The sequence below is a fragment of the Rhizobacter sp. P5_C2 genome (assembly GCF_054049715.1).
Window position 1 is genome coordinate 1 of record NZ_JBFULV010000093.1, and the last position, 23682, is coordinate 23682.

The 23682-nt window shown below is 69.1% G+C and carries 24 protein-coding genes, 1 rRNA gene and 1 pseudogene; 10 read left to right on the forward strand and 16 right to left on the reverse strand.

The annotated features are described in order from the left end of the window. Window positions 1-42 precede the first annotated feature (42 nt). Window positions 43-155, forward strand: a 5S ribosomal RNA gene (gene rrf, locus ACXJLU_RS25970). 78 nt (window positions 156-233) lie between these two features. Here the strand turns inward: rrf and ACXJLU_RS25975 are convergent. Both ACXJLU_RS25975 and ACXJLU_RS25980 read right to left on the reverse strand, forming a co-directional pair. Then, window positions 234-1916, reverse strand: a complete 1683-nt coding sequence (locus tag ACXJLU_RS25975; protein WP_457335982.1) for a long-chain-fatty-acid--CoA ligase — start codon at window positions 1914-1916, stop codon at window positions 234-236. Window positions 1917-1975: 59 nt separating this feature from the next. Next, a complete protein-coding gene (locus tag ACXJLU_RS25980) occupies window positions 1976-2701 on the reverse strand; it encodes a DUF8198 family protein (protein ID WP_457335984.1) in 726 nt (241 codons plus the stop codon). Between the two features lie 109 nt (window positions 2702-2810). On the opposite strand from ACXJLU_RS25980, the gene ACXJLU_RS25985 reads away from it, so the two are divergent. The 3 genes from ACXJLU_RS25985 to ACXJLU_RS25995 are packed head-to-tail and all read left to right on the forward strand — an operon-like array spanning window position 2811 to window position 5841. Continuing rightward, entirely contained in the window at window positions 2811-3314 is a 504-nt protein-coding gene (locus tag ACXJLU_RS25985) for a hypothetical protein (protein WP_457335986.1), read from the forward strand. Further along, the gene (locus ACXJLU_RS25990) at window positions 3314-4927 is read left to right on the forward strand and encodes a GMC family oxidoreductase N-terminal domain-containing protein (RefSeq protein ID WP_457335988.1); all 1614 of its coding nucleotides are present in this window, start codon (window positions 3314-3316) and stop codon (window positions 4925-4927) included. Before ACXJLU_RS25985 ends, ACXJLU_RS25990 begins: the two co-directional genes overlap by 1 nt. 26 nt (window positions 4928-4953) lie before the next feature. Beyond that, window positions 4954-5841: an esterase/lipase family protein gene (locus ACXJLU_RS25995; RefSeq protein ID WP_457335990.1), complete on the forward strand. Its 888-nt coding sequence runs from the start codon at window positions 4954-4956 to the stop codon at window positions 5839-5841. Here ACXJLU_RS25995 and phhA read toward each other — a convergent pair whose 3' ends face one another. From phhA to hppD, 3 genes are read right to left on the reverse strand one after another with little or no spacing between them, the layout of a single operon-like run. Continuing rightward, window positions 5842-6747 (reverse strand): phenylalanine 4-monooxygenase, encoded by a 906-nt coding sequence (gene phhA, locus ACXJLU_RS26000; RefSeq protein ID WP_457335992.1) that lies wholly within the window; start codon window positions 6745-6747, stop codon window positions 5842-5844. Then, the gene (locus ACXJLU_RS26005; RefSeq protein WP_457335994.1) at window positions 6735-7508 is read right to left on the reverse strand and encodes a transporter substrate-binding domain-containing protein; all 774 of its coding nucleotides are present in this window, start codon (window positions 7506-7508) and stop codon (window positions 6735-6737) included. Before ACXJLU_RS26005 ends, phhA begins: the two co-directional genes overlap by 13 nt. Next, window positions 7505-8626 carry a 4-hydroxyphenylpyruvate dioxygenase gene (hppD, locus tag ACXJLU_RS26010; protein ID WP_457335996.1) on the reverse strand — a complete coding sequence of 374 codons (1122 nt, stop codon included), beginning with the start codon at window positions 8624-8626 and terminating at the stop codon, window positions 7505-7507. The genes ACXJLU_RS26005 and hppD overlap by 4 nt, the downstream gene beginning before the upstream one ends. Window positions 8627-8742: 116 nt before the next feature. Here hppD and ACXJLU_RS26015 point away from each other — a divergent pair, with 116 nt between their 5' ends. Then, window positions 8743-9225 (forward strand): Lrp/AsnC family transcriptional regulator, encoded by a 483-nt coding sequence (locus ACXJLU_RS26015; protein ID WP_073462068.1) that lies wholly within the window; start codon window positions 8743-8745, stop codon window positions 9223-9225. A gap of 30 nt (window positions 9226-9255) precedes the next feature. On the opposite strand, the gene ACXJLU_RS26020 is transcribed toward ACXJLU_RS26015, so the two are convergent. The 4 genes from ACXJLU_RS26020 to ACXJLU_RS26035 form a co-directional block, all read right to left on the reverse strand. Beyond that, window positions 9256-10116, reverse strand: a complete 861-nt coding sequence (locus ACXJLU_RS26020) for an HDOD domain-containing protein (protein WP_457335998.1) — start codon at window positions 10114-10116, stop codon at window positions 9256-9258. A 65-nt stretch (window positions 10117-10181) separates the two neighbouring features. Next, entirely contained in the window at window positions 10182-11195 is a 1014-nt protein-coding gene (locus ACXJLU_RS26025; RefSeq protein WP_457336000.1) for an ABC transporter substrate-binding protein, read from the reverse strand. 20 nt (window positions 11196-11215) lie between these two features. Next, on the reverse strand, window positions 11216-11983 hold the full coding sequence (locus ACXJLU_RS26030) for an ABC transporter permease (RefSeq protein WP_457336002.1): 768 nt from the start codon (window positions 11981-11983) through the stop codon (window positions 11216-11218). A 2-nt stretch (window positions 11984-11985) separates the two neighbouring features. Continuing rightward, the gene (locus ACXJLU_RS26035; protein ID WP_457336004.1) at window positions 11986-12762 is read right to left on the reverse strand and encodes an ABC transporter ATP-binding protein; all 777 of its coding nucleotides are present in this window, start codon (window positions 12760-12762) and stop codon (window positions 11986-11988) included. A gap of 65 nt (window positions 12763-12827) precedes the next feature. Between ACXJLU_RS26035 and ACXJLU_RS26040 the strand changes: the two genes are divergently transcribed. Continuing rightward, window positions 12828-13682 (forward strand): aldo/keto reductase, encoded by an 855-nt coding sequence (locus ACXJLU_RS26040; protein ID WP_457336006.1) that lies wholly within the window; start codon window positions 12828-12830, stop codon window positions 13680-13682. A gap of 233 nt (window positions 13683-13915) precedes the next feature. After that, a pseudogene (locus tag ACXJLU_RS26045) lies at window positions 13916-14545 on the forward strand (TerC family protein); the annotation flags it as partial. A 299-nt stretch (window positions 14546-14844) separates the two neighbouring features. On the opposite strand, the gene ACXJLU_RS26050 reads toward ACXJLU_RS26045, so the two are convergent. The 3 genes from ACXJLU_RS26050 to ACXJLU_RS26060 form a co-directional block, all read right to left on the reverse strand. After that, window positions 14845-15111 carry a hypothetical protein gene (locus tag ACXJLU_RS26050; protein ID WP_457336008.1) on the reverse strand — a complete coding sequence of 89 codons (267 nt, stop codon included), beginning with the start codon at window positions 15109-15111 and terminating at the stop codon, window positions 14845-14847. A 42-nt stretch (window positions 15112-15153) separates the two neighbouring features. After that, on the reverse strand, window positions 15154-15324 hold the full coding sequence (locus tag ACXJLU_RS26055; protein WP_200798880.1) for a hypothetical protein: 171 nt from the start codon (window positions 15322-15324) through the stop codon (window positions 15154-15156). Between the two features lie 340 nt (window positions 15325-15664). Further along, the gene (locus ACXJLU_RS26060; RefSeq protein ID WP_457336010.1) at window positions 15665-16246 is read right to left on the reverse strand and encodes a hypothetical protein; all 582 of its coding nucleotides are present in this window, start codon (window positions 16244-16246) and stop codon (window positions 15665-15667) included. A gap of 102 nt (window positions 16247-16348) precedes the next feature. Between ACXJLU_RS26060 and purT the strand changes: the two genes are divergently transcribed. Next, on the forward strand, window positions 16349-17551 hold the full coding sequence (gene purT, locus ACXJLU_RS26065; RefSeq protein ID WP_457336012.1) for a formate-dependent phosphoribosylglycinamide formyltransferase: 1203 nt from the start codon (window positions 16349-16351) through the stop codon (window positions 17549-17551). A 4-nt stretch (window positions 17552-17555) separates the two neighbouring features. Here the strand turns inward: purT and fusA are convergent, their stop codons facing one another. Further along, complete coding sequence (gene fusA / locus ACXJLU_RS26070; RefSeq protein ID WP_457336014.1) at window positions 17556-19634, reverse strand: elongation factor G; 2079 nt, start codon at window positions 19632-19634, stop codon at window positions 17556-17558. A 215-nt stretch (window positions 19635-19849) separates the two neighbouring features. On the opposite strand from fusA, the gene ACXJLU_RS26075 reads away from it, so the two are divergent. Further along, window positions 19850-20065, forward strand: a complete 216-nt coding sequence (locus tag ACXJLU_RS26075; protein WP_457336016.1) for a hypothetical protein — start codon at window positions 19850-19852, stop codon at window positions 20063-20065. Between the two features lie 13 nt (window positions 20066-20078). On the opposite strand, the gene ACXJLU_RS26080 is transcribed toward ACXJLU_RS26075, so the two are convergent. Beyond that, on the reverse strand, window positions 20079-20834 hold the full coding sequence (locus tag ACXJLU_RS26080) for a DeoR/GlpR family DNA-binding transcription regulator (RefSeq protein WP_457336018.1): 756 nt from the start codon (window positions 20832-20834) through the stop codon (window positions 20079-20081). A gap of 76 nt (window positions 20835-20910) precedes the next feature. On the opposite strand from ACXJLU_RS26080, the gene nudK reads away from it, so the two are divergent. Beyond that, window positions 20911-21498, forward strand: a complete 588-nt coding sequence (gene nudK, locus ACXJLU_RS26085; RefSeq protein ID WP_457336024.1) for a GDP-mannose pyrophosphatase NudK — start codon at window positions 20911-20913, stop codon at window positions 21496-21498. Between the two features lie 16 nt (window positions 21499-21514). On the opposite strand, the gene ACXJLU_RS26090 is transcribed toward nudK, so the two are convergent. Then, the gene (locus ACXJLU_RS26090; protein WP_457336020.1) at window positions 21515-22531 is read right to left on the reverse strand and encodes a hypothetical protein; all 1017 of its coding nucleotides are present in this window, start codon (window positions 22529-22531) and stop codon (window positions 21515-21517) included. Window positions 22532-22626: 95 nt separating this feature from the next. Continuing rightward, window positions 22627-23682 (reverse strand): sensor histidine kinase (locus tag ACXJLU_RS26095; protein WP_457336022.1); only part of this gene is annotated, 1056 nt, incomplete at its 5' end.

The window sequence follows — 23682 nt, forward strand, 5'->3', positions numbered from 1 at the left end:
AGCTGAATCTCACAAGATCCAGCTCGGCGGCAACAAGTTAAGCCTGATGACCATAGCGAGGTGGTCCCACTCCTTCCCATCCCGAACAGGACAGTGAAACGCCTCAGCGCCGATGATAGTGCGGGTTCCCGTGTGAAAGTAGGACATCGTCAGGCTATTAATAAAGCCAACCCCCGTCTCCTCCCAAGGTGACGGGGGTTTCGCTTTTGGGACCCGAGATTCGAGCCGACGATTCAGGCAGCCCTCAGTTCCCGGCGCAGTATCTTCCCGACGTTGGATTTGGGCAGGTCATCGCGAAACTCGATGTACCTCGGGCGCTTGTACGCCGTGAAGTTCTCGCGGCAATAGGCCGCCAGGTCATCCTCAGTCAGTGTCGAATCTCGCCTGACCACGAAGAGCTTCACTGCCTCGCCCGACTTCGGATCCGCAACGCCCACCGCGGCACATTCCAGCACCGCGGGATGCTGGCTCACCACCTGCTCGATCTCGGTCGGGTAGACGTTGAAGCCGGACACCAGAATCATGTCCTTCTTCCGATCGACGATGCGCACATGGCCTCGCTCGTCCATGACGCCAATGTCTCCCGAGCGGAAGAACCCATCGTCCGTCATCACCAGACGCGTCTCGTCCGGGCGATTCCAGTACCCCGCCATCACCTGCGGGCCCCGGATGCAGATCTCCCCGGACTGCCCCAGCGGGACGGCGTTGCCCGCATCGTCGCGGATCGCGATCTCCGTCGATGGCACCGGCAGTCCGATCGATCCGGTGAACGCCGGCTCATCGAAGCGATTGATCGTCGCGACCGGCGAGGTCTCCGACAACCCATAGCCCTCGACGATCGGACAGCCGGTCACACGCTGCCACTGCTCTGCGGTCGCGCGCTGCACCGCCATGCCGCCGCCATTCGAGATCACCAGGTCGGTGAAATCCAGTCGCCTGAACTCCGCGTCGTTCGCCAGCGCATTGAACAGCGTGTTCACCGCCGGGAACATGTTGATGCGCTGACGCTTCAGCACCTTCACGAAGCCCGGGATGTCACGCGGATTCGGAATCAGCACGTTGAGCATGCCGAGCCGCGCTCCGAGCATGTAGCAGGCCGTCAGCGCGAAGATGTGATACAGCGGCAGCGCGCACACCGTGACGATCTGCTTGTCTCCCACCTTGTCGAGCATCGGCTGGAACCACGCCTGCGCTTGCAGGATGTTCGCGACCACGTTGCGATGCAGCAGCACGGCGCCCTTCGAGAGCCCCGTCGTCCCGCCGGTGTACTGCAGGAACGCGACGTCCTCCGGCCCGAGCTCCACATGCCGCAGCGACAGCCGCGTGCCCTCGGCCACCGCCATGTTGAATCGGGTGACCGAGCCGCCGGCCGGCGCGCGGAGATCGAACTCCGGCACCATCTTCCGCACATGCCGCACGACGAAGTTCACCAGCTGGCCTTTCGCGAAGCCGAGCAGGTCGCCCATCGACGCCAGCACCACATGCCGAATCGGCGTGCGGTCGAGCACCTGCACCAGCGTGTGCGCGAAGTTCTCGAGCACGATGATGGCCTCGGCGCCTGAATCGCTCAGCTGGTGCTCGAGCTCGCGCGCGGTGTACAGCGGATTGACGTTCACCACGGTGTAGCCCGCCCGCAGCACCGCGGCGATGGCCACCGGGTACTGCAGCACGTTCGGCATCATCAGCGCGACACGCGCACCGCGCGCCAACCCGAGCGACTGCAACCACGCACCCAGCGACGACGACATCTCGTCGATCTCGCGGAAGGTCAGCCGCCGCTCCATGCACACCGCCGCATCTCGTGCGGCATGGCGCCGAAACGACTCGTCGAGCAGCTCGACGAGCGAGCGGTAGGGCGACGCGTCGATCTCCGCCGGAACGCCAGGGGGATAGTGGTCGAGCCAAGGTCGTTGCATCGATGCGGCGCTCGTGGGCATGGGGACCCCGCATGTTGCGGGCCGCCCGCGCGGCGCGGCTACGGTAGTTGTCCTAACGCAACCGTGTGTGCCGCTGTCCCGTGCGTGACAGCGTCGGTCGCGAAGAGGGCCTGCATCAACGCCAGCTCGCGTGACCGAACGGTTCGGAGGAACTCCGACGCGCCGCCCATCGCGTGGAAGGTGTCGAAGCCCGACTCCAGGAATGACTGCAAGGACGACAACCCCGCCGCGCGGGCCGGCACGCGCATCATGCGCAGGCTCTGCCGCAGCAGCAGCCGCCGCGTGAGCTGGTCGAGCGACTCGCCGATCTTCACCGTCAAGCCCAGTTGACGCTCACGGTCCGCCTGCCGTCCGCAGGTCTGCCAGGCCGACAGGTACTCGGCCACTCCCACCGGCGCGTCGGCCACAGCCGCGCCCATGTCGCTGTCGAGCGATTCCGACAAGGCATGCAGCGCCGCCAGGGACTCCACCGTCGACAGCACGTCACTCGGAAAGAGCCGTGTCAACGCCGGCACGACCCGTGCGAACTGTGCATCGCGCTCGGCAAAATCGCGCGGGCCGTACAGCTCGTCGAGAAAGAACTGCGCCACGCCCCGGTAGCGCGGCGACGCCAGCAAGTCCGCATAGGTGTGCGCGAAGCGCCGCTGTTGGTAGGCCTTGACGGCGGTCACGCGGGTCTGAAGCGAGCGATCGCGGGCGCGGCGGGTCCGCTCGGAGTCCACCGCCGACAGGTGCTGAAGGATGTTGTCGCTGATGGCGGCCATGGCAGGGGCTCGTTGCTCGTTGCGGGTTTACGAGAGGTCGGGCTAGTCCCTTGCCTCTACGGCGGCTGCGCCGAATGATGCAACACTGCGCCCGCATTCCGCCAACCCCATGCAAAGACGCAAGCTCCTCCAGATCGGCGCGGCCGCTTCGCTCACGCTGATCGCGGTGGGCGGTGGCTTGGTGTTGATGCGCCCCGGCGCCCTCGCCACCGAGCTGGGCGCCGATAGCCGCGCGCTCTTCACCGCCGTCGCGCAGGCCGTGCTCGACGGTGCGTTGCCGTCGGGCACGGCACGCTCCGCCGCATTGGCGGCCCACATCGAACGCGTCCAGCTGACCATCCGCGGCTTCGCACCCGAGGTGCAGAAGGAACTCGCGCAGTTGCTGGGCATCCTGTGCACCGCGCCGGGCCGTCGCCTGCTCGCCGGACTCGCGACACCATGGCAGGCGGCCACCGTCGACGAGGTGCAGCAATCGCTGCAGGCGATGCGGACCTCGCGCCTCGCGACGCGCCAGCAGGTCTATCACGCGCTGCGCGACATCACCAACGGCGCCTACTTCTCGGACCCGGCCGCGTGGGTGGCCATCGGCTACCCGGGCCCGCGCGAACTCTGATGAGCACCTTCGACGATCCGATCCAGCACGGACTCCAGCGCGGTTGGCGCGTCCTCGGCGGCCCGCATGGCCCCGTGCCATCAACCTTGCTCTGCGACGTTGCGATCATCGGCAGCGGCGCCGGTGCCGGCATCACGGCCGAGCTGCTGACGAAGGCTGGCCTGCAGGTGGTGATCGTCGAGGAAGGTCCGCTGAAGAGCAGCCGCGACTTCCGCCAGCGCGAGAGCGACGCCTACCCGAGCCTCTACCAGGAGAGCGCGGCGCGCAAGACTGCCGACAAGGCGATCAACATCCTGCAGGGTCGCTGCGTCGGCGGCTCGACCACGGTGAACTGGACCAGCTCGTTCCGCACGCCGGCCGACACGCTGGCGCACTGGCGCTCGGAGTTCGGCCTCGCCGAGATGAGCACCGCCGCGATGACGCCCTGGTTCGAGCAGGCCGAGCGCCGCCTCAACATCGGCCCGTGGCTCGCGGCACCGAACCAGAACAACGAGCTGCTGCGCACCGGTGCCGCCAAGCTCGGCATTCCGGCCTCGGCGATCCAGCGCAACGTGAAGGGCTGCTGGAACCTCGGCTCCTGCGGCATGGGCTGCCCGACGAATGCCAAGCAGTCGATGCTGGTGACGACCTTGCCGGCCGCGCTCGATGGCGGCGCCACGCTGCTGGTGCAGATGCGCGCCGAGCGCCTCGAGTCGCGCGAGGGGCTCGTGCAGGCGCTGCACTGCGTGCCGGTCGCGGACAACAGCGCGGCCACCGGCGCCGCCGGCGTGCGCATCACCGCGAAGCACTACGTCGTCGCCGGCGGCGCGATCAACTCGCCCGCGCTGCTGCTGCGCTCCGGCGCGCCCGACCCGCATGGCCTGGCCGGCAAGCGCACCTTCCTGCACCCGGTCGTGATTTCTGCGGCGACCTTCGCCGATCCGGTGAACGGCTGGGACGGCGCGCCGCAGACCCTCTACACCGACCACTTCCTGCAGACGCAGCCGCTGACCGGGCCGATCGGCTACAAGCTCGAGGCGCCGCCGCTGCACCCGGTCATCTTCGCGTCAACGCTGGCGGGCCACGGCCGCGCGCAGGCGCAGATGCTGGCCGAGTTTCCGCGCACGCACAGCCTGCTGGCGCTGATGCGCGACGGCTTCCATGAACAGTCCCCGGGCGGCTCGGTCGCATTGCGCGGCGACGGCTCGCCGGTGCTCCACTACCCGTTGAACGATTTCGTGATGGACGGGGCTCGCCGCGCCTTCCTCAGCATGGCCGAGATCCAGTTCGCCGCCGGCGCGCGCAGCGTCGTGCCAGTGCACGAGATGGCGGCGCCGGTCGCGTCATGGGCCGAGGCGCGTCTGCTGATCGAGGCCTTGCCGATGAAGCCGCTGCTGACGCGCGTCGTCAGCGCCCACGTGATGGGTGGCTGCCCGATGGCCGGCAGCGAAGCGCAAGGCGTGGTCCGCCCGGACGGCACGCACTGGCAGCTCGCGAACCTGTCGGTGCACGATGGCTCGCTGTTCCCGACCAGCATCGGCGCGAACCCGCAGCTCTCGGTCTACGGCCTCACCGCCATGCTCGCGACACGCCTGGCCAAGCGCCTGACCGGCAAGGACGTCCAGCTGGCCTGAGCACCTGCGCTGCTAGCATCGGCCGCATGCTCGCGCGACTGCAACGCTTCATCACCCTCGGACTCCTCGCCGCCGCGCTGCTCTGGGCCGCGTGGTTCATCCACATCGATCGCCCCGGCTGGGCGGCGGCTGGCGCACTGCTGATCATCTTCGGCTACGCGGTCTTCCTCGGCCTCGAGTTCGTGTTCCTGTACTTCGTGCACGGCGATGATCCGACGCCGCGCGCCACGGTGCCCCAGCTGCTGCACGCCTGGATCGGCGAGGTGCTGACGGCGCCGCAGGTGTTCTGCTGGCGGCAGCCGTTCCGCTCGACCCTTGTGCCCGACCACGTCCCCGCGGCGTCCACCCAACGCGGCGTCGTGCTGGTCCACGGCTTCGTCTGCAACCGCGGCCTGTGGAATCCGTGGATGCAACGGCTGATGCCGCGCGGCACGCCGTTCATCGCGGTCAACCTCGAACCGGTGTTCGGCTCGATCAGCCACTACGCCGACATCATCGAATCGGCCGTCGCACGGCTCGAGGCGGCCACCGGCCGCGCGCCGTTGCTGGTCGGCCACAGCATGGGCGGCCTCGCGATCCGCGCCTGGGCCGCGGCGCACGGCGGCGAGGCGCGCGCCCACCGCATCATCACGATCGGCAGCCCGCACCGCGGCACCTGGCTCGGGCGTTTCTCGACGACGGCCAACGGGCACGAGATGCGTCTCGCCAGTCCGTGGCAGGTCGCGCTGGGCGCGCGCGAATCGGCGACGCTGTCGCAGCGCTTCATCTGCTTCTACAGCCACTGCGACAACATCGTGTTCCCGGCCAGCACCGCGACGTTGCCGGGCGCCGACAACCGGCACGTGCCGGGCGTCGCGCACGTCGACCTGGTCAACCAGCCGGTGGTGTTCGAGGCACTGCTGGCCGCGCTGTGATCAGAGCCCGAGCACGCGGTCGCCGGGCAGCGTCGCTTCGGCCGCCACTTCGTCGCGCTGCGACACCGCCTCGTACAGCGGCGTGAAGTCCGGCGCGGTCGCGCGGAACAGCTGTTCGAACGAATCGATCACGAAGTACGTCGCCTGGTAGCTGTCGATCTTGTAGCGCGTGCGCATGATGCGCTCCAGGTCGAACGCCAGGCGCTGCGGCTGCGGGCTGGTCACGCTGTGGCGCAGTTCGCCGGCCGACGACAGGATGCCGGCGCCGTACGCGCGCAGGCCGGCCGGCGTCGCGATCAGCCCGAACTCCACCGTGTACCAATAGAGCCGCGCGAGGTACTCGCACGACTGCAGCCGGCTCGCCTTCAGGCCGCCCGCGCCATAGGCCTGCATGTAGTCGGCGAACATCGGGTTGAACAGCAGCGGCACATGGCCGAAGAGATCGTGGAAGACATCCGGCTCGACGACGTAGTCGAACTCCTCCGGCTTGCGGATCCAGCCGGTCACCGGAAAGCGGCGCGCGGCGAGCAGCGCGAAGAACGCTTCCTCGGGAATCAGGCCCGGCACCGCGACCACCTCCCAGCCGGTCGCCTTGTGTAGCCGCTGCGACAAGGCATCGAAGCGCGGGATCTGCGTCGGCGTGCCGAGCTGCCCGACCGCGTCGATGAACTCCTCGCAGGCCAGGCCGGGCAGCTGCGCCGCCTGGCGCTCGTAGAGCCGCTGGTAGAGCGCATGGTCCTCGGCCGTGTAGCGGCCCCAGTCCTGCTCGCAGGTGTAGTCGGCGCGCGCCGAGGCATAGTCGCCGCGGGGCGGGCGATCGCCCTGGCCATAGGTGGCTGGCGCGACGCCGCTGTTCACGCCCTTGGTGACACCGCCCACGCCGCCGCCATCGTTCACCGCAGCCATTTGTCGGCCGTCCGCTGGTACTCGCCGCCGGCCTTCGCCAGGTGCAGCCACTGGTCGACGAAGCTCTTCATCACCATGTCTCGCGGCAGCATCCAGGCCATCTCGCCGTACTGCAGCGGGCGCTCCGGGTTGACCGCACACAGGCCGGGCCGCAGCTTCTGCTGCACCAGCGTCTCGGCGGCCTCGGTCACGAACACGTCGGCGCGCTTGGCCAGCAGCTCGTCGAAGATCGTCAGGTTGTCGGCATGGATCGTCAGCGTCGCGGTCTTGAAATTGGCACGCGCGAAGCGCTCGTTGCTGCCGCCCGGGTTCGCGATCGCACGCACGCCGGGCTTGTCGATGTCGGCCACGCTCTGGTACTTCGACACGTCCTCGCAGCGCACCAGCGGCGTCTTGCCGTTGACCATGTAGGGCGTGCTGAAGAACACCCGCTTCTGGCGCTCGGTGCTGACCGAGATGCCGCCGATCGCGACATCGCACTTGCCGGCACCGAAGTCGGGCAGCAGGTTGGCCCAGCTCGTCTTCACCAGCTCGAGCTTGACGCCCATCGCCGCGGCCAGCGACTGCGCCAGGTCGACGTCCAGCCCCTCGAACGCACCATCGGCGCGCTGGAAGCTGAACGGCTTGTAGTCACCCGGCGTGCAAGCTCGCAGCACGCCGGCCTTCATCACCGCTTCGAGCGATGAGTCCTGGGCCTGGGCCGACGCGCCGACGGCCAGCGCCGCGAGCACGAGGCCGATGAACGAACGCGCGAGCCTCATGCCGCCGCCTCGGGCTCGGCCTTCAGCACGCCACGGCGCACCTGGTCGAGCTCGATGCTCTCGAACAGCGCGCGGAAGTTGCCTTCGCCGAAGCCCTGGTCGCCCTTGCGCTGGATGATCTCGAAGAAGATCGGCCCGATCACCGTCTGCGTGAAGATCTGCAGCAGCAGCTCGTTCGGCGCCCCTTGGTGTGTCGCGCCGTCGATCAGGATGCGCAGGCGCTTCAGGTCTTCGAGGCGCTCGCCGTGCTGCGGCAGGCGCTTGTCGACCAGGTCGTAGTAGGTCGCGATGGTGTCCTGGAACGCGACGCCCTGGCCCTTCATGCCCTCGACCGAGGCGTAGATGTCGTCGGTGCCGAGCGCGATGTGCTGGATGCCTTCGCCGTGGTACAGGGCCAGGTACTCGGCGATCTGGCTCTTGTCGTCCGAGCTCTCGTTGATCGGGATGCGGATCTTGCCGCACGGGCTCGTCATCGCCTTGCTCTTCAGGCCGGTCAGCTTGCCTTCGATGTCGAAGTAGCGCACCTCGCGGAAGTTGAACAGGCGCTCGTAGAAGTCGGCCCATTCCTTCATGCGGCCGCGGTGCACGTTGTGCGTCAGGTGGTCGATGTAGGTCAGGCCGTTGCCGACCGGCGACGCGTTGGCGCCGGGGATCGGCACGAAGTCGACGTCGTAGATGCTGATGTTGCCGATCGCGCCGGTGGCCGCGCCGTCCTTGCCGTGCCAGCGGTCGACGAAGTAGATCAGCGAGTCGCCGATGCCCTTGATCGCCGGGATGTTCAGCTCCATCGGGCCGGTCTGGTTGTCGAAGCCCCAGGCGCCGAGCTCCAGCGCGCGCGCATAGGCCTGGGCGGCGTCCTTCACGCGGAAGGCCATCGCGCAGACGCTCGGGCCGTGGTGGCGCGCAAAGCGCTGGGCGAAAGAATTCGGCTCGGCGTTGATGATGAAGTTGACGTCGCCCTGGCGGTACAGCATGACGTTCTTGTGGCGGTGCCGCGCGATCGCGGTGAAGCCCATCGATTCGAACAGCTGGCCGAGCGCGACAGGGTCCGGCGCCGCGTACTCGACGAACTCGAACCCGTCGGTGCCCATCGGGTTGTCCCAGGGGGTGAACTGCATGGCGCGCTCCTGAAAATGCAAAGTTGCCTGCACTGTAGATTCGTCCGCTTGCAGGAATCATGCAAGTTCTGCGCTGGGATGGGCAAGCCGCGCCGGAAAGCTGCAAAATCGCCCGAATGGAAACGGAAATCCAGCTGGATGCGATCGATCGACGCATTCTTCGCGCGCTGCAGGCCGATGGCCGGATCACCTACGACGTGCTGGCCGCGCAGGTCAGCCTGTCGCCGTCGGCCGCGCTGCGGCGGGTCAAGCGGCTCGAGGAGTCGGGCGTGATCGCCGGCTATGTCGCGCTGGTGCCACCGGAACGCGTCGGGCTCGGGCTCACGGCCTACCTGAACGTGCGGCTCGAGAAGCACTCCGAGGTGCACAAGCGCAACCCGATGGACCTGTTCCGCGCCGCGGTGCAGACCTGGCCCGAGGTGGTCGAGTGCGTCGCGCTGACCGGCGAGATGGACTACCTGCTGCGTGTCGTCGTGCAGGACATGGCGCACTACGCGCGCTTCGTGATGGAGACGCTGCTGAAGCACCCGAGCGTCGAGGACTGCAAGACCAGCTTCGTGATGGACCGGGTGAAGAACACCACCGCCGTGCCGCTGTAGCGCCGTGGCTCGGCGGTGCTGCGTGCCGGCTCAGAGGTCCAGGTTCTGCACCATCGCGTGCGTGGCGGCGATCGACAGGTTCAGCAGTTGCGCGAGGTCGGCCACGTCGTCGGGGATCGCGGCGTTGTCCCAGCCGTGCGCCGTGTGCCGCGCGAGGCGGATCGCCAGCACGACGTTCTGCACCGTGGGGTGTTCGGCATGCCGGTCGTCGGAGATGCGGATCAGCAGCTCGGGCAGCGTCCACGCCTTCATCAGCGCCTGCTGCAGGTCGAACAGCTCGACATTCAGCGTGCTCTGCTGGATCGCGCTCGAGCGCAGCGCCGGGTCGGCGGCCTGCGCGCGCTGGATCGTCAGCGCCAGGTCGGGCGCATGCGCCCACAGCAGCATCTCGGCGAAGTCGTGCAGCAGCGCGGCTTCATGGATCAGCGCGGCATCGTGGTCCTGGCGGTGGATCGCGAACGCCAGCGCGAAGCGCGATGCGCGGTGCGCGCGCCGCAGCACGTCGTTCAGGCCGGCGAGGGCGTCGGGCCGGTCGGCCAGCCAGTCTTCGACCGTGGGCTGCGCGCCGAATGCGCCGAAGAACGGCGAGATGCCCATCAGCACGACGGCGGCGGTGACGGTCTCGACATCGGTGACGAGCCGCGCCGGCCGGTGCGTGGCGGCATAGGCCAGCACCTTCAGCGTCATCAGCGGGTCGTCGGCGACCATCTCTCCGATCAGGTTCGCGTCGACGTCGTCTTCGTTCGCGCGCATCGCCTCCAGCGCATCGGAGGTGTCGGCCAGGACCGGGATCTCGCAGCTGCGGAAGTGCTGCACCCAGGCGGCCAGATCGGGCAAGGCTTGGAAGAGCGGCTTGAAGCCGCCAGAGCGCGGTGCGGTCTCGTTGCTCACGTCACGGTGTCAGGAAAAGTGTTACTGCAAGTATCGACCTCTTTGCACCGGGCTTGAGGAAAATGTCACTTCGGCCCGAGCTTCGCCTTCACGTCCATGCCGACCTTCTTGTTGACGAACTGCAGCGTCGCGACCTTGGCCAGGTCGACCTCGCCCGCCTTGTAGAGCCCGGCCTTCACCATCTGCGCGTAGAAGTCCTGGATGCGCTCGGCACTCATCGCGCCGACGCCGTTGCGCAGCGCCTCGCCCGAGTCGACGATGCCCTGCTGCTTCATCAGCGCGACCGAGGCCTCGATCTCCGCCTCGGTCATCTCCGGGTTCTCCTTGATCATCATCGCGTTGGCCGCCTTGCGGTCGCCATACAGGTAGTTGACCCAGCCGAGGATGGACGCGTCGACGAAGCGCTGCACCAGCTGCGGCTTGTCCTTCACGGTGTCGGTGCGCGCCTCGATCACCGTCGAGTAGGTGCTGAAGCCGTGGTCGGCCAGCAGGTGCACGACCGGCTTGAACTTGCCCTGGTTCTCGACGTAGATCGGCTCGGCCACCGAGTAGCCCTGCTGGATCGCCTTCGGGTTCGCGAGGAAGGGACCGAGGTTGTAGTTGTAGGGCTTGAGCACCTCGTCCTTGAAGCCGTGCGTGACCTTCAGCCACTGCCACCAGCTGAACTGGCCATCCTTGGCGATCAGCGCGAGCGGTGCGTCCTTCAGCTTCGCGAACGATTCGTAGCCTTGCCCCGGGTGCGCGATCAACGCCTGCGGGTCCTTCTGGAACATCGCGGCGACGACCACCGTCGGCACGCCGTTCTTCACGTTGTCGAAGCTGTGCAGCAGGTTACCGGTCATCAGGAAGTCGATGCGGCCGGCCGGCAGCAGCGGGCGGTTGTTGACCTGCGGGCCGCCCTGCAGCAGCGTCACGTCGAGGCCGAACTTCTTGTAGGTGCCGTCGGCCACCGCCTGGTAGAAGCCGCCGTGCGCGGCCTGCGCCTTCCAGTTGGTCGCGAAGCTCACCTTGTCCTGCGCGAGGGCGGTGCCTGCCGCGAGCGTCAATGCCAAGGCAGCAAAGCGGATCGTGTTCTTCATGGGGTCTCTCCTTCGATGGATCAATTCTCGGTGGCGTGCCAGCGGCCCAGCAACAGGCGCGACAAGGCATTGAAGCCGGCGAAGATCAGCACGCCGGTCAGCACCAGCAGGCTCAGCGCGGCGAACATCTTCGGCGTCTCGGTGCGGAAGCTCGCCTCCAGGATGCGCGAGGCCAGCCCGGTCTCGCGGCCGGCGGCACCGGCCACCATCTCGGCCGTCACCGCGCCGATCAGGCTCAGGCCGCCGGAGATCTTCAGGCCGGCGATGAAATACGGCAATGCCGACGGCACCAGCAGCAGGCGCAGCCGCTGCCACGGCGTCGCGCGGTACAGCCGGAACAGCTCGCGCAGGTTCACGTCGGCCGCGCGCAGCCCGACCACGGTGTTCGACAGGATCGGGAAGAACGCGACGATCCAGGCGCACAGCAGCAGCGCGGCAGTCGTGCTCTCGACGTAGATCAGGATCAGCGGCGCGACCGCGACGATCGGCGTCACCTGCAGCACCACCGCCACCGGGAACAGCGCCTCCTCGAGCGGCCGCCACAGCGCGAACACCGCGGCGATCAGCACGCCGCCGGCACAGGCCAGCAGCAGCGCGCCGAAGGTGATCTTCACGGTGAACCACCAACTGCCGGCCAGCGAGCCGAAGTTGCCGACCAGCGTCTGCAGCACGAGGCTGGGCGCCGGCAGCGTGTAGTGCGGAATGTGGGCCAGCCGTACCAGCGCTTCCCACGCGGCCAGCAGCGCGAGCAGCACCACGGCCGGCGCGATGCGGCGTTGCCAGCGCATGCTCACGCGGCTGCCGCGGCGTGCGCGGCCTCGAGCGAGCGCGAGACGGCGCGGCATTGGGCGACGTAGTCGTCGCTGTCGCGGAAGCCGGCGTCGTGCCGCACCGGCCGGCGGATGCGGAACTCGGCGACGATGCGGCCGGGCCGGGCGCCCATCACCAGCACGCGCTGGCTCAGCGCCACCGCCTCGAGCACGCTGTGCGTGACGAACAGCACCGCCATCGGGTGCGTCTGCCAGGCCTCGAGCAGGTCGGCGTTCAGCCGCTGGCGGGTGATCTCGTCGAGCGCGGCGAACGGCTCGTCCATCAGCAGCAGCCGCGGCTGCGTGACCAGCGCGCGGGCGATCGATGCGCGCATCTTCATGCCGCCGGACAGCTCGGCGGGGAAGGCGTTCGCGAACGCCTCGAGGCCCATGCGCTGCAGCAGCGGCATCACGCGCGCGGCGGCATCGCGCCGCGAAACGCCGGCCAGCCGCAACGGCAGCCAAGCGTTGTCGAACACGCTGGCCCAGGGCATCAGTGTGGGTTCCTGGAACACGAAGGCGGTGTCGCTGGTGGCATCGACCTGCAGCGCCGGCGCCCGCACCATGCCGGCGCTTGCGCGGTCGAGCCCGGCCACCAGCCGCAGCACCGTGCTCTTGCCGCAACCGGACGGGCCGAGCAGCGAGACGAACTCGCCCGGCTGCACGTCCAGCGAGACCGACTGCAGCGCCTGCACGCCGTTCGCGAATCGCTTGTCGACCTGCTGCAGGGAGACCAGGGCATCTGAAGCATCTGACATAGGGTTCGCAGTGTGCCGCAGAACGCGTTCGCGCTAGGCTTCGGGGCTTGTCGCGGAGATCCACCATGAACCACGTCGCACTGCCTTCCGGAACCACCGTGCCGACCCTCGGCCTCGGCACCTGGCGCATGGGGGAATCGGCCGCCGCGCGGCGTGCTGAAGTGGCCGCGATCCGCCTGGCGATCGACCTCGGCTACCGGCTCTTCGACACCGCCGAGATGTATGGCGAGGGCGGTGCCGAAGAAGCGCTCGGGCAGGCGGTCGCCGAGGCGCTGCGGGCCGGCGCGGTGCGGCGCGACGAGCTGTTCATCGTCAGCAAGGTCTATCCGCACAACGCGAGCCGCACCGGCACCGTGGCCGCGTGCGAACGCAGCCTGAAGCGGCTGGGGCTCGACCACGTCGACCTCTACCTGCTGCACTGGCCCGGCTCGCACCCGTTGCAGGACACGGTCGGGGCCTTCGGGCAGCTGCAGGCGCAGGGGCGCATCCGCGCGTGGGGCGTCAGCAATTTCGATGCGGACGACATGGCCGCGCTGTGGGGCCTGGAGGGCGGCACGGCCTGCGCGACCAATCAGGTGTACTACGCGCTGCCCGAGCGGGGCATCGAGTACGACCTGCTGCCACGCCTGCGCGAACGGAAGGTCCCGCTGATGGCGTACAGCCCGCTCGCGCAGGGTGAGCTGGCCGCGCACGCCGGGCTGCGGCCGCTGGCGGAATCCCGTGGCGTCACGCCGACCCAGCTCGCGCTCGCGTGGGTGCTGCACCAGCCGGGCGTGATCGCGATCCCGAAGGCCGTGCGCGAGGCCCACCTGCGCGAGAACCTGGCCGCGGCCGACCTGAAGCTCGGCGCGGACGATCTTGCCGCGCTCGACCGGCTGTTCCCGCCGCCGCGGCGCAAGACCACGCTCGCGATGGTCTGAGCGCGGCATCCGACACGCACCCGGGTGCCGTCCCGGTTGACGCAGCGGCCCGGCTGCGGCGACACTGGCCCCCGCAAGGGGAGTAGCCCCCGATCAAGCCGCCGTCAGCACGGGCGCCGCTCCCGCGGTTCCCCGGCACTTGAGCAGCGCGTGGACCGACGGACCAACGCTGTGGGCAAGACCTTCACCCGCCGGGCATCCGCACGGCGTGCACTCCTGCAAGGTGAAGGACCATGGAACTCTTCTCAGCTGACTTCTTCTCGGCCTTGATGGCCATCGTGCTGCTCGACCTCGTGCTGGCCGGCGACAACGCGATCGTGATCGGCCTGGCCGCCCGCAACGTGCCGCCCGAGATGCAGCGCCGCGTGATCCTGTGGGGGACAGCCGGCGCGATCGTGATCCGCGCGCTGCTGACGCTGGTCGTCGTGTGGCTGCTCAAGATCCCCGGTTTCCTGCTGGCCGGCGGCCTCGCGCTGATCTGGATCGCGTGGACGCTGACGCAGGACAAGGACGGCGAAGGCCACAGCATCAAGCCACAATCCACCGTGCGCGGCGCGATCCAGACCATCGTGATCGCCGATGCGGTGATGGGTGTCGACAACGTGCTGGCGATCGGCGGCGCGGCCCACGGCAGCATGCTGCTGGTGGTGCTGGGGCTGTTGATCAGCATCCCGATCGTCGTCTGGGGCAGCCAGCTGATCCTGAAGCTGGTCGATCGCTTCCCGGCCATCGTCATCCTGGGCGCCGGCGTGCTCGGCTGGACCGCCGCGAAGATGATCAGCGGCGAGCCGCTGATCAAGTCGTGGTTCGAGCACCAGCACCTGGGGCACCTGGCGCTGTACATGGTGTGCGTCGGCGGCGTCACGCTGCCGGCCCTGTGGCGCCACTGGAACGAGCGCCAGCGCGAGACCGGCGTGCTGCTGGCCGTGATGGTGACCTGGCTCGGCGTGTTCGACATGATCGAAGAAGCGATGGGCTGGGAAGACCAGCCGGTCGACACCTGGCAGTGGTGGCACGAGGGCATCGACCTGGTGATGTGGCTGGGCTGGGTGCCGGTCGCGGTGCTGGTGCACAAGCTGTGGGAGAAGCGGCATCCGAAGCCGCTGCCGGTCCACCAATGAAAACGGGGGCCGCGAGGCCCCCGTTTCGTTTCACGGACGGATCACAGGCGCGTGACGCCCTGCACCCATCCGACGAGTTCGCCGTCCATGTACAGCGCGCCTTCGGGCGCGCCGGCCTGCGCGTAGAACTCGAGCACCGGCGGCAGCGGCGGGGCGGGCACCGGAGGCGGTGCAGCCAGGCGCTGGGCCAGTTCAGCGAGCACGGCGCTCGCGGACTTCAGGGCGGCCGCTGCGGAGCGGCGCGCGAGGGAGGAGCCGGGATGGCGCGGCGTCAGGGCGCGCCACGTCTGGGGCTTCGAGCTGGTCATGATCATTTCCTTCGTCGGCAGCGCGCTGGCGCTGCGTTGGATTCATGGGCTGTGGCGCAGCCGGGGGCTGAGCTGGTCGAGTTCGCGGCGTAGCGCGCGGCGCGCATCCTGTCGCGAGGTGCCACCGGGCTGGTGACTGCCGGCGCGACGGAAGTGCGCGGGCGCCACCAACGGGTTGCGGGGCTTGCGGGCTGGCATGGTGATCTTGGACATGAGACATCTCCTGTGAAGACGAGGACGGCGGGGCCAGAAAGCACAACGGCCCGGTGCGGGAAGCAACCGGGCCGTCGGGATGAGCGCGCGTGCGTCGCGAAGCTCAGCCGGCAAGCGGACCGGGCGGGGCCCGACGGCCACCGAGACACTGAAACGCCGGCACCGACGGCGCGACAGCGCGGCGGGCAAGGGCTGGGTTCAGTGCGAAGGCGATCAACGTGGGGACTCCGGGGTTGAGGGGCGGGGCGTCGCCGTGATCAAGGTGTGCATCACGACTTGCGCAGATGATAAACAATCGATTATCAATTTCAACCCCCTTGTTCAAAGGTGTGGGGAAGAATCAACGTTTCTTCTTGAGCGGCGCGATGCCGGCCTGCGTGCGGGCCCACAGGTCTTCGGCGGGCGGGGCGGCGCTGGGCGCCGCGGCCTTCGCACGGCCCGGTGGCGCGGCGGGTGGCTTGGCCGGCTCCACCGCCGGCATCAGCACCTCGCCGAGCAGGTCCAGCAGCCGCGTGCGGGCGCGCTGCGGATGGCGGCGGTAGTAGGTCAGCACCAGCCCGACGATGAAGCGCTCGTCATCGTCCTGCGGCACGTTGCGCACCGCGTCTTCAGCAACCGCCGAGACGGGTGACGAGGTCGTGGCGGAAGACCCGGCCGCGCCGTGCGGCTGGTCCATCCAGCCGTTCGGCTTGTGGCACAGCACCTCGAACTGGCGCGCGAGCCGTTCGCCGATCTGCCGCGAGCGGCTCTTGATCTGGCTCCAGTAGCTCGGCTGGATCTGCAGGCGCTCGGCGAAGCGCCGCTCGAGGCCCCTCAGCGTGGCGGCATCCGGATGCTTGATGGTGTTGTGGACGAATTCATCGAAGAGGGCCAGCGCGTTGTCAAGGCGGAGCTGGGCCACGTCACGGGAGCCGGATTGCATGGTGTCGCATGATAAATCTTCGTGCATCAGCAGATGCGGCCGGGGTCGTCGGCAAAATCACGGTCTTTCCGCTCACAACCCTTTCACCGGCCGCGCAGCACCATGACGACCCTCGGAACCCCCCTCTCCCCCCAAGCCACCAAGGTGATGCTGCTCGGCAGCGGCGAACTGGGCAAGGAGGTGCTGATCGCGCTGCAGCGCCTGGGTGTCGAGACGATCGCGGTCGACCGCTACGAGAACGCGCCGGGCCAGCAGGTCGCCCACCACGCCCGCACGATCACGATGAGCGACCCGGCGCAGCTGAAGGCGCTGATCGAGGCCGAGCGCCCGCTGCTGGTGGTGCCCGAGATCGAGGCCATTGCCACGCCAATGCTCGAGGAGCTCGAAGCCGCCGGCACCGTGCGCGTGATCCCGACTGCCCGCGCCGCACGCCTGACGATGGACCGCGAGGGCATCCGCCGCTTGGCCGCCGAGACGCTCGCGCTGCCGACCAGCCCCTACGTGTTCTGCGACTCGCTGGCCGAGCTGCAGGCCGCGATCGACGGCAAGACCGGCTACCCCTGCATCGTGAAGCCGGTGATGAGCAGCTCCGGCAAGGGCCAGAGCAAGATCGACGGCCCGGCAGATGTAAAGGCCGCGTGGGACTACGCGATGGCCGGCGGCCGCGTCAGCCACGGCCGCGTGATCGTCGAGGGCTTCATCGATTTCGACTACGAGATCACCCAGCTGACGGTGCGCGCGCTCGGCGCCGACGGCCAGGTCGAGACGCACTTCTGCGACCCGATCGGCCACGTGCAGGTCAGCGGCGACTACGTCGAGAGCTGGCAGCCGCACCCGATGACGCCGGCCGCGCTGGCGCGCTCGCGCGAGATCGCGAAGGCCGTCACCGACAACCTGGGCGGCCAGGGGCTGTTCGGTGTCGAGCTGTTCGTGAAGGGCGACATGGTGTGGTTCAGCGAGGTCAGCCCGCGCCCGCACGACACCGGCATGGTGACGATGATCACGCAGTGGCAGAACGAGTTCGAGCTGCATGCGCGCGCGATCCTCGGGCTGCCGGTCGACACCGCGCTGAAGAGCCCGGGCGCGAGCGCGGTGATCTACGGCGGCGTCGAGGCCAAGGGCATCGTGTTCGACGGCGTCGCCGAGGCGATGCGCGTGCCCAACAGCGACATCCGCCTGTTCGGCAAGCCGGAGAGCTTCAAGAAGCGCCGCATGGGCGTCGCGCTGGTGCACGACCAGGACGTCGAGGTCGCGCGCACACAGGCAAAACTGGCGGCCAGCAAGGTGAAGCCCCGCATCGCGTGATTCGTCAATCGTCGTCGCGGGCCTTGTACTGGCTGGTCAGCAGGGTCTGCGCCGACGGCGGCACCGCCTCGTAGTGGCTCAGCTCCAGCGTGTAGCGCCCCTGCCCGCCGGTCATGCCGTTCAGCCGCGCCTGGTAGCCGTTCAGCTCCGACAACGGCACCAGCCCGTGCACCGTGATACTGCCGGCCTGCACCGTGCGCGTGCCGTTCACCTGGCCGCGCTTGGCCGACAGGTCGCCGGTGATGTCGCCCATCGAGAACTCCGGTGCGGTGATCTCCACCTTCACCACCGGTTCCAGCACGATCGGCCGGGCCTTCATCACCGCATCGATGAAGGCCTTGCGGCCGGCCGTCACGAAGGCCACCTCCTTCGAGTCGACCGAATGGTGCTTGCCGTCGTAGACGATCACGCGCACGTCCTTCACCGGGTAGCCGGCGACCACGCCGCTGTCGAGCACCTGGCGCACGCCCTTCTCGACCGCGGGGATGAACTGGCCGGGGATGGTGCCGCCCTTCACCTGGTCGACGAACTCGAAGCCCTTGCCACGCTCGAGCGGCTCGATGCGCAGGAACACCTCGCCGAACTGGCCGGCCCCGCCGCTCTGCTTCTTGTGCCGGTGGTGGCCCTCGGCCGGCACGGTCACCGTCTCGCGGTAGGCGATGCGCGGCGGTCGCGTCGACACCTCGCACTTGTAGGTCTCGCTCATGCGCTCGAGCAGCGTGCGCAGGTGCAGTTCGCCCAGGCCGTAGACCACCGTCTCGTTGGTGCTCGCCGCATGCTCGACCTTCAGGCACGGATCTTCATCGACCAGCTTCTGCAGGATCTCCCACATGCGCTGCTCGTCGCCGCGGCGCTTCGGCTCGATCGCGAGGCCGTGCACCGGCACCGGAAACTCCAGCGGCAACAGGTGCAGGTGGTCGTCTTCGGCGGCGTCGTGCAGCACCGCATCGAAGTGCATCTCGTCGACCTTCGCGACCGCGCACAGATCGCCCGGAATGCCACGCGGCACCTCGACGTGGTCCTTGCCCTGCAGCATGAACAGGTGGCCCACCTTGAACGGCTTGCGGCCGTCGCCGATGTAGAGCTGGCTGTCGCGCGTGACCGTGCCCTGGTGGATGCGGAAGATCCCCATCTTGCCGACATACGGGTCGACGGTGACCTTGAACACATGCGCGATCACGTGCAGCGACGCATCCGGCTGCGCATGCAGCGCCTTCGCATCGGCACCTTCGCCCTTCAGGAACTGCGGCGGGTTGCCCTCGGTCGGGTTCGGCAGCAGCAGGTCGATCACGTCGAGCAGCTCGGCCACGCCGGCGCCGTTGCGTGCCGAGACGAAGCAGATCGGGATCAGGTGGCCTTCGCGCAGCGCCTGCTCGAGCGGCGCGTGCAGCTCGCGCGGGTCGACGTCGCCGTCGTTCAGGTAGCGGTCGACGAAACCGGGGTCGACCTCGACGACCTGCTCGACCAGCGCGCGGTGCGCGGTCTCCACAGAAGAAAAATCCGCCTCGCCGGACGGATTGAAGAAGCAGTCGACCACCTGGGTGCCCTGGGCCGCGGGCAGGTTCAGCGGCAGGCACTCCTTGCCGAAGGTGGCCTGGATCCGCGCGACCAGGCCCGGCAGATCGAGCCCCTGCGCGTCGATCTTGTTGACGATGATCATGCGGCACAGCCCGCGGTGCGCCGCCCAGTCCATCATGCGCGAGGCCATCATCTCGATGCCGGACTGCGCGTTGATCACGATGGCCGCGGTCTCGACCGCCTCCAGCGCCGTCATCGACTGGCCGACGCAATCGGGCATCCCCGGCGTGTCGATCAGGTGGACTTGCGAGCCGCCATGCCGGAAATGCATCACCGTCGAGTTGAGCGAGTGCTGCACGCGGCGTTCGAGCGGGTCGAAATCGCTGACCGTGGTGCCGCGGTCGAGGCTGCCGGGGGCGCCGATCGCGCCAGCCTTGCACAGCAGCGCCTCGGTCAGGCTGGTCTTGCCGGAGGCCGTCTGGCCGACCAGCGCCAGCGTCCGGATGGCCGCGATGCCGGCATTCACGGGGCTCGCGGGGGTGGCCGCGTTCGATGGGCTTGGCATGGCGCTCTCCTTTCGCGCCGCAGGCGCTGAGCGGTGAGGGGGCGATCGAGGTTAGTGGATCGCCTCGCCTGCGGCAAGCGGGGGCACCCGCGGCTGGCGCGATCCTGGGCATGGCGGTGTCCTACGCCAGGGCGCACCGGCGGCCGACAGCCGGTGCGAGCGGCGCGCGGCACAGTGAGCCGGCAGGCAACGGTCGTTTGCCCGAAGGATCCGCCATGACCACCCAGCAGCCCCCCGGCCGCAAGAGCGACACCACCGTGCGGCGCGACCGCGACGCCGAGCCGCAACTGCCCCATGAACGCGATGAATCGAGCCAGAAGGACGAGACGCCGCGCCCCCGCATCGAGCAGGCGCACCGCGACGTGTCGCGCGGCCTGGTCGACACCGACCGCGGGCCGGCGATGGACAAGGCTTACAAGAAGCAGCAGTAGGCCGCGCCGCCGCTCACGCTCGAACGACAGCCAGCCCCAGCTTCTCGAAACCGGCGAGCGCCTTCTTCGGCGTGTCGCGGTCGACGATCAGCCCGGTGGCGGCACTGCACGGCGCGATCGTGTAGGCCGATGCGCTCTGCAGCTTCTCGGCCGAGGCGAGCACCCAGGTCTCGGCCGCCTGCGTCATCAGCGCGCGCTTGATGTGCGACTCTTCCAGGTCGCCGGTCGACAGCCCGGCGCCGGTGGAGATGCCGGTGACGCCCATGAAGTAGAGGTCGGCCCGGATGCGGCCGATCGCCTCCAGCGCGCCGGCGCCGACCGCCACCACCGAGTGCTTGAAGAGCCGCCCGCCGATCAGCACGACCTCGATCAGCGGATGCTCGACCAGTTCCAACGCGATCGTCGGGCTGTGCGTGACGACCGTCGCACGCAGCGTCGGGGCGAGCTGCCGCGCGAGCTGCTGGCAGGTGGTGCCGCCATCGATGAAGACGATCTGCCCGGGTTGCACCATCGCGGCCGCCGCGCGCGCGATGCTCGCCTTGGCCTGCGGCTCGACTGCGCGCCGCGCCGAGAAATCGGCCACCGCGGCCGAGGCCGGCAGCGCGCCGCCGTGCACCCGCTGCAGCAGGCCCTCGGCCGCGAGCGCGCGCAGGTCGCGCCGGATGGTGTCCTCCGACAGCCCGAGCTCGTCGCTCAGCGTGGCGGCCACGACCTGGCCGTCCTGCCGCAGCCGGCCCAGGATCAGTTGCTTGCGTTGTTCGGTCAGCATGGCCGCGAGTTTGCACGAAAATGCTTGACACTGCACGAGTCTGCACGAATCATCGCGTTTCCATGATGAACCGGAGATCCCCGTGAACGACCGCGTGCGCATCGTCGACGTGAAGGTGCTGAGCGACGACTGGTACGTGCTCAGGAAGACGAGCTTCGACTTCCTGCGCAGCGACGGCAGCTGGCAGCGCCAGAGCCGCGAGACCTACGACCGCGGCAACGGCGCGACGATCCTGCTCTACAACCGCGCGCTTCGCACCGTGGTGCTGACGCGCCAGTTCCGCTTCCCGGCCTACGTGAACGGCACGCCGGACGGCATGCTGATCGAGGCCTGCGCCGGGCTGCTCGACCAGGACGACCCGGCCACCTGCATCCGCCGCGAGACCGAGGAGGAAACCGGCTACCGCATCGCCGAAGTGCGCCAGGTGTTCGAGGCCTACATGAGCCCCGGCTCGGTGACCGAGCGGCTGCACTTCTTCGTCGGCGCGTACGAGGCGCGCGACAAGGTGTCGAAGGGCGGCGGCGAGCAGCACGAAGGCGAGGACATCGAGGTGCTCGAACCGACGCTCGACGAGGCGCTGGCCTGGGTCGCGGCCGGAAAGATCCGCGATGGCAAGACCATCATGCTGCTGCAGTACGCGAAGCTGAACCGGCTGGTGGACTGACCGGTTCGAGGGCCCATCAGCCGGCGTCGGACGCCAGCCGCGACACCGGCACGGTGACGCTGCGGTCGATCGTGCCGTTTTTTCCCTGGTCGACGGTGATCGTGGCGAGGGAGTTCGCGATCGACAGGCCGATCGCGACACGCGGCAGCGTGATCGTCCAGGCTCCGGCGATCGGCAGGCCGGTCGGGCCGTAGCTGACGCCGCCTTGCGTGGCGACGGTGACGCTGGCGCTGCCGTTCGGCAGCGTGGGCGACAGCGTGTACGTGCCGTTGATCGCGCTGCCCTGCAGCACGTCGTCGCGCAGCGCGGCCTGGTGCGTGATGTCCACTGCGTTCAGTGAGAAGTCACTGGTGCGGCCGTTGTAGTGCGTCGTCAGCCCGAGGCTGGGGGACGTGACATGGCTCGTCAGCAGCGTCGTGCCGTTGCCGTCGCTGGTCGACGAGACGCTGCGCGTGGTGCTGCCGTTCAGCGAGGCGCTGCCGCGTGGCATGGCGACCGACAGTCCGGTCGCCTCGGTCGTGACGGTCAGCCCGCCCGCGGCGGCATCCAGCACCGTCAGCGACAGCGCGCCGTTGACCACGGTCGCGCCCGCCGCGCCGCGGCAGTCCATGAAGGCCAGCGTGTAGACCTCGCCGGTGTCCAGCTGCCCGTTCAGCACGCTGGCGGCGGTGCCGCCGGAGATGGTGAGCAGCGCGCTGCCGCCGCCGGCGCAGTCGACCGTCAGGTTGGTGACCGCCGAGGCCGACACGCGCTGCGCCGATTCATGCGCGGCCGCCACCGTGGCTTGCGTGGCCACCACCGACTGCGCGGCCAGCACGCTGGTGTCGAGTACGGTCGCCGCGTCGCTGGCGATCAGCGACGCGTTCGCGCTGTAGCTGGTGGCCGTGTCGGCGCTCAGCACCTCGTCGGCAGCATCGCTGCTGCCTCCGCCGCCGCACGCGGTGAGCGCGCCGATCGCGGCCAGGGCAGCCAGCGCGGTGGCGCACGGCTGGCTCAACGGATGGCGGGTGGTACGGTGGATCGAACGGCTCATGGCGGGCTCCTCGGGAAGTTGTTGGTGTTCATTGAACGCGGTGTGCCGCGGTGGGCGCACCTCGTTGCGCGACGAATTGCGACGGCATTGAAACATCAGCCGAGCGTGACGCGCACGCGGTGCATGTTGCCATCGCGCTCGAAGGTCAGCACGCCGCCCAGCCGTGTCGCGACCTGCCGCACGATCGCGAGCCCGAGGCCGGTGCCGGGCCGCGAGCGGCTGTCGTCGCCGCGTGCGAACGCATCGGTCAGGTGCACCACCTCGGCGGCGGGGATGCCGTCGCCGGCGTCGTCGACCGTGATCCAGGCCTGTGCGGGCGAGCCGCCGACGCTCACCCGCACCGGTGCGCGGCCGTGCTTCAGCGCGTTGTCGACGAGGTTGGCGATGAGCCGCTCGACGAGCAGGCGGTTCGCACGCTCGCGCGGCAGCACGGCCGGCGCATCGAGTGCGAGTTCGGTGGCAGGCCGCTCGAAACCTGCGACCACCTGCCGCGCGACGCCGGCGAGATCCACCGTCTCGTTGCACGGCAGCTCGCCAGCGCGCACGTGGTCGAGGAAGTTCTCGATGAGCCTGTCGGCGTCGTGCACGTTGCGCACGATGCTGGCGCGGCGCGCCCGTGTCTCGTCGGCGTCGGGCAGCAGCTCGGCAGCCATGCGGATGCGGCCGAGCGGGCTGCGCAGGTCGTGCGAGACACCGGCCAGCAGCACGGCGCGTTCGCGCTCGTGCTGCTGCAGGCGCGCGAGCAGGTCGCGGTAGGCAGTGTCGATCGCGGCGACCTCGGGCGAGGCTGTGGCGGGGGCCGCGACCGGTGCAGGCTGGCCGGGCTGGTGTGCCTGCATGCGCTCGCGCAGCTGCTCGAGCGGGCGCGTCAGGCGCCGGGTGAAGCGCCAGCTGACGCCGACGACCAACGCGCAGGTGATCAGCAGCGCGAGCAGCGTGCGCGTCGACCAGGCCGGCACCACGACCTGCCCGGCGACGCCGAGCCAGCGTGCCGGCCGGTCCGGCGGCACCACGTGCAGCCACACCATCGGCTCGCCGCGGCCCGGTCCCGTGCCGAGGCGGATCTCGTCGACCGGCACATCGCGCGCGAGCAGTGCCTGCCGCAGCGCGACGAAGCGCGGCGCGTTGCGCACGGTGCGCCGCGCTTCGGG

Excerpts from the sequence above, each read along its gene's own strand:
- ACXJLU_RS25975 (WP_457335982.1), bottom strand. The coding sequence starts at position 1,916 with ATGCAACGACCTTGGCTCGACCACTATCCCCCTGGCGTTCCGGCGGAG.
- ACXJLU_RS25980 (WP_457335984.1), bottom strand. The coding sequence starts at position 2,701 with ATGGCCGCCATCAGCGACAACATCCTTCAGCACCTGTCGGCGGTGGAC.
- ACXJLU_RS25985 (WP_457335986.1), top strand. The coding sequence starts at position 2,811 with ATGCAAAGACGCAAGCTCCTCCAGATCGGCGCGGCCGCTTCGCTCACG.
- ACXJLU_RS25990 (WP_457335988.1), top strand. The coding sequence starts at position 3,314 with ATGAGCACCTTCGACGATCCGATCCAGCACGGACTCCAGCGCGGTTGG.
- ACXJLU_RS25995 (WP_457335990.1), top strand. The coding sequence starts at position 4,954 with ATGCTCGCGCGACTGCAACGCTTCATCACCCTCGGACTCCTCGCCGCC.
- phhA (WP_457335992.1), bottom strand. The coding sequence starts at position 6,747 with ATGGCTGCGGTGAACGATGGCGGCGGCGTGGGCGGTGTCACCAAGGGC.
- ACXJLU_RS26005 (WP_457335994.1), bottom strand. The coding sequence starts at position 7,508 with ATGAGGCTCGCGCGTTCGTTCATCGGCCTCGTGCTCGCGGCGCTGGCC.
- hppD (WP_457335996.1), bottom strand. The coding sequence starts at position 8,626 with ATGCAGTTCACCCCCTGGGACAACCCGATGGGCACCGACGGGTTCGAG.
- ACXJLU_RS26015 (WP_073462068.1), top strand. The coding sequence starts at position 8,743 with ATGGAAACGGAAATCCAGCTGGATGCGATCGATCGACGCATTCTTCGC.
- ACXJLU_RS26025 (WP_457336000.1), bottom strand. The coding sequence starts at position 11,195 with ATGAAGAACACGATCCGCTTTGCTGCCTTGGCATTGACGCTCGCGGCA.
- ACXJLU_RS26030 (WP_457336002.1), bottom strand. The coding sequence starts at position 11,983 with ATGCGCTGGCAACGCCGCATCGCGCCGGCCGTGGTGCTGCTCGCGCTG.
- ACXJLU_RS26035 (WP_457336004.1), bottom strand. The coding sequence starts at position 12,762 with ATGTCAGATGCTTCAGATGCCCTGGTCTCCCTGCAGCAGGTCGACAAG.
- ACXJLU_RS26040 (WP_457336006.1), top strand. The coding sequence starts at position 12,828 with ATGAACCACGTCGCACTGCCTTCCGGAACCACCGTGCCGACCCTCGGC.
- ACXJLU_RS26050 (WP_457336008.1), bottom strand. The coding sequence starts at position 15,111 with ATGACCAGCTCGAAGCCCCAGACGTGGCGCGCCCTGACGCCGCGCCAT.
- ACXJLU_RS26055 (WP_200798880.1), bottom strand. The coding sequence starts at position 15,324 with ATGTCCAAGATCACCATGCCAGCCCGCAAGCCCCGCAACCCGTTGGTG.
- ACXJLU_RS26060 (WP_457336010.1), bottom strand. The coding sequence starts at position 16,246 with ATGCAATCCGGCTCCCGTGACGTGGCCCAGCTCCGCCTTGACAACGCG.
- purT (WP_457336012.1), top strand. The coding sequence starts at position 16,349 with ATGACGACCCTCGGAACCCCCCTCTCCCCCCAAGCCACCAAGGTGATG.
- fusA (WP_457336014.1), bottom strand. The coding sequence starts at position 19,634 with ATGCCAAGCCCATCGAACGCGGCCACCCCCGCGAGCCCCGTGAATGCC.
- ACXJLU_RS26075 (WP_457336016.1), top strand. The coding sequence starts at position 19,850 with ATGACCACCCAGCAGCCCCCCGGCCGCAAGAGCGACACCACCGTGCGG.
- ACXJLU_RS26080 (WP_457336018.1), bottom strand. The coding sequence starts at position 20,834 with ATGCTGACCGAACAACGCAAGCAACTGATCCTGGGCCGGCTGCGGCAG.
- ACXJLU_RS26090 (WP_457336020.1), bottom strand. The coding sequence starts at position 22,531 with ATGAGCCGTTCGATCCACCGTACCACCCGCCATCCGTTGAGCCAGCCG.